The organism is Pacificibacter sp. (assembly GCF_039769035.1).
Classification (GTDB): Bacteria; Pseudomonadota; Alphaproteobacteria; order Rhodobacterales; family Rhodobacteraceae; genus Celeribacter.
In genome coordinates, this window is the sequence record NZ_JBDMZG010000123.1 from 21914 (window position 1) to 29081 (window position 7168).

Consider the following 7168-nt stretch of genomic DNA (forward strand, 5'->3'; position numbering starts at 1 on the left):
TTACTGCAATCGCTGAAAAGCTATTGAAAAGTAATACTAAATCAAAGGGGTGGTGGGAGAATCGAATGACACTACTCGACCAAGATCGCTTGTTTCCAATTGAGGATCGCACCCGCGGTCTCACACGCGATATTTATGATGGCATCAAGGATTTGCCGATCATTTCACCGCATGGGCACACCGATCCATCTTGGTTCGCGTTAAACGAAAACTTCCCCGATCCTGCGCGTTTGTTTGTGACGCCCGATCATTATGTGTTTCGGATGTTCTGCTCGCAGGGCATTGATCTAACCACGTTGGGTGTGCCGCGCGCAGATGGTGGCGCTGTCGAACAGGACCCTCGTAAAATCTGGCAGATTTTCGGCGAAAATTTCTACCTGTTGCGCGGGACGCCGTCTTTCATCTGGCTCAATCACGCGTTTCAAGAGGTCTTTGGCCTTGATACGCCGTTGAATGGCGACACCGCACAAGAGATTTACGATCACATTGATGCCTGTTTGAAAACTGACGCGTTCAAGCCGCGTGCTTTGTATGACCGGTTCAACATCGAGGCCTTGTCCACCACTGAAATGGCATTGGACGACTTGCAGCATCACAAAACCATCGCTGAAAGCGATTGGAACGGGACTGTGATTTCTGCCTACCGTCCTGACAATGTGATTGATCCTGAGTTCGAAGGCTTTGCCGACAATGTTGCGCAAATGGGCGCGCTGACGGGCGAAGATACGGCCACTTGGGCAGGGTACTTGAACGCGCACCGCAGCCGTCGTGCATACTTTAAAGAGGTCGGTCGCGTCACGTCATCTGACCACGGTCATCCGACGGCGCGTACCGAAGATTTCAGCCCTGAAGTGGCCAATGAGCTGTTCCAAAAGGCGCTCAAAGGCACATGCACAGCGGATGAGGCGGACGCATTCCGTGGGCACATGCTGACCGAAATGGCGCGCATGTCCTTGGATGATGGTTTGACGCTGCAGATCCACGCTGGTGCGCATCGCAATCACTCTGCACCGATGATGGAAATGTTCGGCCGTGACAAGGGTTTTGATGTCCCGTCGAAAACAGAATTTGTAAACAATTTGAAGCCCTTGCTGAACGCAGTTGGCATGGAGCGTGATCTGACTGTGATCTTGTTCATGTTGGATGAGACCACGCAAAGCCGCGAGCTTGCGCCGCTGGCTGGCGTGTACCCTGCGCTGCGCCTAGGGCCGCCTTGGTGGTTCCACGACAGCTTTGAGGGCATGAAGCGTTTCCGCGAAAACTGCACCGAAACAGCAGGGTTTTATAACACTGTCGGCTTTAATGACGACACCCGCGCATTCTGCTCCATTCCGGCCCGCCACGATGTGGCCCGCCGTGTGGATTCTGGATATCTCGCCACTTTGGTCGCCACAGGGCGTCTCAATTTAGACGAGGCTCATGAGGTCGCTCACGACCTCACCTATAACTTGGTCAAAAAGGCTTACAAGCTCTGATCAGGTTGAGCATTTAGTCTTCAGGGAGGAGACGACATGGCCCACTTTAAATCCTTTACGGCAGCCATCGCGTTGATCGCGGCATCTGCAGTGTCCGCAACAGCCTGTGAGGTGACATTGCGTTCATCTGACACACATCCAGACGGTTACCCAACGGTCGAAGCTGTGAAAGCTATGGGCACTGAGCTCGCAGCCGCAACAGGCGACAAGCTGTGCATCGAAGTGTTCCACTCCGCGCAGCTCGGTCAAGAAAAAGACACCATCGAGCAAACACAGTTCGGCGTGATCGACCTTAACCGCGTGTCCCTTGGACCATTCAACAACATCATCGAAGAAACAAAGATCCCATCTTTGCCATACATCTTCCGTTCAGTTGAGCACATGCACAAGGTTATGGACGGCCCGATCGGCGAAGAAATCTTGGCTGCATTTGAAGCACACGACCTTGTTGGTTTGGCGTTCTACGACGGTGGATCACGCTCATTCTACAACAAGGAACGCCCAATCACGAAAATGGCAGACCTCGAAGGTCTTAAATTCCGCGTGATGCAGTCTGACTTGTTCGTTGACATGGTTTCTGCTGTTGGCGCAAATGCGACACCAATGCCTTACGGCGAAGTGTACTCTTCTATCCAAACTGGCGTTATCGACGGTGCGGAAAACAACTGGCCATCTTTTGAATCTTCAGGTCACTTCGAAGTTGCTGGTTACTACACACTTGACCAACACCTCATCGTTCCAGAGGTGCTCGTGATGTCCAAAGCGTCTTACGACAAATTGTCTGCGGATGAGCAAATGGCTGTAAAAGCGGCTGCAAAAGCATCCGTTCCAGTGATGCGTGAGCTTTGGGAAGCACGTGAAAAAGCGTCCGAAGCTAAAGTCCGCGCGGCTGGCGTTGAAATCATCACTGATATCGACAAAACACCATTCATCGAAGCCATGGTTCCCGTGTACGAAAAGTATGTCACAACAGACAAACTTAAAGATCTCGTAACACGTATCCAAGCAACTGAGTAATTCAGTTTCCGGCGTCAGGGGCAATGATCCCTGACGCCACTTAAACACATGATCGACCGTGTTCCGTGGATGCGCAGGCCCAGTGCCGCCCCATGATTTGCAGGGTCAGTTCGCCAACCCAGAGGCGGTAATATGCAGAAATTTATGAAGAAAGTCGCGCGCGTGATGGCTTGGATTGCCCGCGCGTCGCTTTGGCTTGCAGGCGTAGGCTTGGTTTTGATGACCGCCTTTATCGCCTATCAAGTCTTCGGGCGTTTTGTTCTGACCAACACGCCAACGTGGACCGAAAGCTGGTCCGTTTTGATTATGGGGTGGTTCATTTTCCTAGGCGCAGCCGTTGGCACACGCGAAGGATACCACCTGTCGTTTGATGTGCTTTTGTATCTCTTGCCGCAGCGCGTGAAAAACGTGCTCTACACGATCTCTGATCTGGTAATTACGGCTTTTGGACTTGGCATGATCATCTACGGTGCGCAACTGGCCGAAAAAACATGGCAGTCCACCATTCCGAACATCGGAATTTCTGGCGGTTGGGCCTTTGTTTCTATCATCATGGGGGGCGCATTAATGGCGCTTTTCTCCGTGGAACGTATTTTGCGCCGCTCTTGCGGCATGGTGACCGCCCGCTTTGGCGAAACCGAACTTCCTGAAGAGGACCGTTGATATGGGTATTGCTGATCTTATTGGTCCCGGTATGGAACTTTGGGTTCTGTTTGGCACTTTCACTCTTTTGCTATTCATCGGCACGCCTGTGGCGTTCTGTTTGGGCGTGTCGTCTTTCGCCACTGTCTTGTACTTGGGCCTGCCGCCTGTGGTGGTGTTCCAGCGCTTGAATTCGGGCGTCTCGGTGTTCTCACTTATGGCGATCCCGTTTTTTATCTTTGCGGGTGAATTGATGGTGCGCGGCGACATCGCGCGGCGTCTTGTGGCGCTGGCTGGTGCTGCTGTCGGTCACTTTAAAGGTGGTCTTGGTCAGGTGAACATCTTGGCGTCCGTCTTATTTGGCGGGATTTCTGGCTCTGCTGCTGCGGATACCTCCGCCATCGGTGGCCTTATGGTGCCGCAAATGGTCGAGCGTGGCTATGACGCCGATTATGCCGTGAACGTCACTGTGACCTCGTCAATAATTGCATTGATGCTGCCACCTTCACACAACTTGATCATCTACTCGATCTCTGCGGGTGGACGCATTTCTATCGCTGATCTGTTTACAGCTGGTATCATTCCGGGCCTGATCTTGGCGCTGTCATTGATGTTGGCGGCCTACATCGTTGCACGCCGTCGCGGTTACCCAACCGAAGCCTTCCCAGGTGCGCGTATGGTTGTGACCTTGCTGATCTCTGCTTTGCCAGGTTTGATTTTGGTGGCCATTATCTTTGGTGGCGTGCGCTCTGGCATCTTTACGGCGTCTGAAAGTTCATGTGTCGCTGTTGTTTACGCCATGGCTGTTGCCTTTTTCGTTTACCGGTCACTGTCGTTGCCTGAGTTCATTGAAGCCGTCAAAGGGGCCGTGCGGACAACTGCGATGGTGCTTTTGGTCATCGGCTGTGCTGCTGCCTTTGGGTGGCTTTTGGCCTTTATGCGCGTGCCTGCGCAACTGGTTGAATTCATGCAGGGCGTGTCAAACAACCCCATCGTGATCTTGTTGTTGATCAACGTATTGCTGCTGTTCTTGGGCACGTTCATGGATATGTCGCCGCTGATCGTCATCACCACGCCGATCTTCTTGCCTGTGGCCATAGCCTTTGGCATCGATCCTGTCCAATTCGGTATTGTTATGATCCTCAACCTTGGCATCGGCCTGTGTACACCACCCGTTGGGTCCGTACTGTTTGTTGGCTGTGCTGTTGGCAACATCCCAATTTGGGACGCTGTGCGCACCATTTGGCCGTTCTACTTCGCGTCCATCTTTACGCTGATGCTGGTGACATACATTCCATCGTTGTCGCTCTGGCTGCCGTCCTTGTTCCACTAGTTTCGATCTAAAATTTAAAGGAGACCATCATGTCCCATGTTCGCACATTCCCAGAAATCCAAGTCGACGCCCATGTGCGCCGCCAAGTGTTGTCGGAGAATGAAAACTTGATGGTGGTCTCTTTTACCTTTGAAAAAGACGGGGAGGGCGCTTTGCATTCCCATCCACACATCCAATCCACCTATGTGGAAAGTGGGTCTTTTACTTTTTCCATCGATGGAGAAAAATTTGACGTAAAAGCAGGTGATAGCTTTGTCATTCCGTCAAATGCAGTGCATGGTTGCGTCTGTCACGAATCTGGCAGACTAGTTGATACCTTCACGCCGCGCCGCGACGATTTTTTATAACTGACGGTCTGGCCCAGAACCGCTCGCCAATTGAGAACAGAAAGAAGACCATGACCAAACTCAACGTTGAAACCCGCCACGCCATCCACCCTGAGCACGCTAAAGGCATGGACACCCAAGCCCTGCGTGACAATTTTTTGGCCGAAGGCATGTTCGCAGACGGCGAAATTCGTCTCGTTTACACGCACTACGACCGCTTCACTGTGGGCGGCGCTGTGCCTGCTGGCGGTTCTTTGACACTGGACAAAGTGGACGAAACCCGCACCGCAACCTTCCTTGAGCGTCGTGAAATGGGCATCGTGAACATCGGTGAAGACGGCACTGTTGAAGCTGACGGGACGTCTTACGCGATGAAAAAGGGCGATGTTTTGTACCTCGGTATGGGCTCTGGCGCTGTGACGTTTTCCGGAAACGGCCGTTTCTACATCACGTCTTGCCCCGCGCACAAAACGCATGAGTCCCGCTTGATCACAGTGGAAGACGCGAAAAAAGTTGAGATGGGCGAAGCTGCCACATCCAACAAACGCACCATCAAAATGTTCATCCACCCGCTGGTGATGGAAAGCTGCCAGTTGGTCATGGGCTACACCACACTTGAAGAGGGCTCCGTTTGGAACACCATCCCAGCGCACGTGCACGATCGCCGCATGGAAGCCTACCTCTACTGGGGCATGGCTGACGAGTCCCGCGTGATCCACTTCATGGGCGAACCACAAGAAACCCGTCACCTCGTTGTGGCGGATGAGCAAGCTGTGATTTCGCCAACATGGTCGATCCACTCTGGCGCAGGCATCGGTGAATACACCTTTATCTGGGCGATGGCTGGCGACAACGTCGACTACACCGATATGGATTTCGTTCAACCGTCTGAAATGCGCTAAGGATAAAATATGTCTGATCTATTTTCTCTTGAAGGCCGCAAAGCTTTGGTCACAGGTGCCAACACGGGCATCGGCCAAGCCATCGCTGTGTCGCTTGCGGGCCAAGGCGCGCATGTGATCTGTGCTGGTCGTCGCACTTGTGATGAAACCGTCGCGATCATTGAGAAAAACGGGGGGACAGGTGAAAGCCTGTCTCTCGATTTCGCTGATCCTATGGCCGCCAAAGACGTGTTCAAAGGGGCAGGGGTGTCCATTCTGGTCAACAACGCTGGCATCATCCGTCGCGAGGATTCCGTGGACTATTCCGAGGAAGACTGGGACGCGGTGATGGACGTCAACCAAAAGGCGTTGTTCTTTACCTGTCAGGCTTTTGGCAAAGAACTTCTGGCTAAGGGCGAAACTGGATCGATCGTCAATATCGCGTCTTTGTTGTCCTTCCAAGGCGGCATTCGCGTGCCGGCCTACACAGCGTCCAAACATGCCGTGGCAGGGATCACCAAGATCTTGGCCAATGAATGGGCCGCCCATGGCATCACTGTGAATGCAATTGCACCTGGTTACATTTCCACCAACAACACCGAAGCTTTGCGCAACGATCCTGCACGCAATGACGCCATTTTGGCGCGCATTCCGGCGGGGCGTTGGGGCGATGCCGAGGATATCGGTGGCACAGCGGCCTATCTTGTCTCTAAGGCTGCAAAATATGTGACCGGAGCTGTGCTGAATGTAGATGGTGGTTGGCTGGCGCGCTGACCTCAAATGCGGCGCGCTGCACCGAAGCTGTCGCGCGTCGAAATCCAATGACCTAAATGACGACCTTTAACGCCCTAGGATACTGACTTCATGACCCAAACGACAACACTTCCGCGGATCAGCCGCTCCAACGTTTCCCAACCGAAAGTGGGCATCGTTCATTTGGGTCTTGGCGCCTTCTACCGTGCGCATGCTGCGATTTATGTGGCTGAGGCTATGGAGAAAACTGGCGGTGATTGGGGCATCACCGGTGTTTCATTGAAATCCCCAGGTCAGCGCGACAAACTTGCCCCGCAAGATTGCGTTTATACCGCGCTTGAATTGGCGCCAACGGGTCCCATTCCGCACCACGTCGAAGTTGTTCAAAACGTTCTTGTGGCGCCTGAAAACCCTGCGGCTGTTTTGGACGCGATGATTGATGAAAACGTCAAAATCGTCACGCTTACTGTCACCGAGAAAGGCTATTGCCACGAACCGTCGACGGGCAAATTGCTGCAAAGCCACCCTGACATTGTTCAAGACCTTGCCGACCCTGCAAATCCTGCCTCTGCGCTTGGGTTTCTTGTGCGCGCATTGGAAGCTCGCCGCGCTGAGGGCTTGCGTCCTTTCACGGTGATGACCTGTGACAACCTGCCGGACAATGGCCGTGTTGTGCGCGGCGTGGTTTTGGAATTGGCAGCTTTGATGTCCGACGATTTGGCGGCTTGGATCGAAGCAGAA

Annotated in this window: 7 protein-coding genes and 1 pseudogene; all 8 read left to right on the plus strand. The window is 53.1% G+C overall.

What is annotated here, in order from left to right:
• The first annotated feature begins 65 nt into the window (after positions 1-65).
• Positions 66-1475 carry a glucuronate isomerase gene (gene uxaC, locus ABF287_RS11050; protein WP_347185063.1) on the plus strand — a complete coding sequence of 470 codons (1410 nt, stop codon included), beginning with the start codon at positions 66-68 and terminating at the stop codon, positions 1473-1475.
• A gap of 36 nt (positions 1476-1511) precedes the next feature.
• Positions 1512-2492, plus strand: a complete 981-nt coding sequence (locus ABF287_RS11055; protein WP_347185064.1) for a TRAP transporter substrate-binding protein — start codon at positions 1512-1514, stop codon at positions 2490-2492.
• Between the two features lie 132 nt (positions 2493-2624).
• Complete coding sequence (locus ABF287_RS11060) at positions 2625-3155, plus strand: TRAP transporter small permease (RefSeq protein ID WP_347185065.1); 531 nt, start codon at positions 2625-2627, stop codon at positions 3153-3155.
• 31 nt (positions 3156-3186) lie between these two features.
• Positions 3187-4467: a TRAP transporter large permease gene (locus ABF287_RS11065; RefSeq protein WP_347185069.1), complete on the plus strand. Its 1281-nt coding sequence runs from the start codon at positions 3187-3189 to the stop codon at positions 4465-4467.
• Between the two features lie 29 nt (positions 4468-4496).
• On the plus strand, positions 4497-4814 hold the full coding sequence (locus tag ABF287_RS11070; RefSeq protein WP_347185066.1) for a cupin domain-containing protein: 318 nt from the start codon (positions 4497-4499) through the stop codon (positions 4812-4814).
• A 50-nt stretch (positions 4815-4864) separates the two neighbouring features.
• A complete protein-coding gene (gene kduI, locus ABF287_RS11075) occupies positions 4865-5695 on the plus strand; it encodes a 5-dehydro-4-deoxy-D-glucuronate isomerase (RefSeq protein WP_347185067.1) in 831 nt (276 codons plus the stop codon).
• Positions 5696-5704: 9 nt separating this feature from the next.
• A complete protein-coding gene (kduD, locus tag ABF287_RS11080) occupies positions 5705-6448 on the plus strand; it encodes a 2-dehydro-3-deoxy-D-gluconate 5-dehydrogenase KduD (RefSeq protein WP_347185068.1) in 744 nt (247 codons plus the stop codon).
• Between the two features lie 90 nt (positions 6449-6538).
• Positions 6539-7168 (plus strand): annotated as a pseudogene (locus ABF287_RS11085) (mannitol dehydrogenase family protein); the annotation flags it as partial.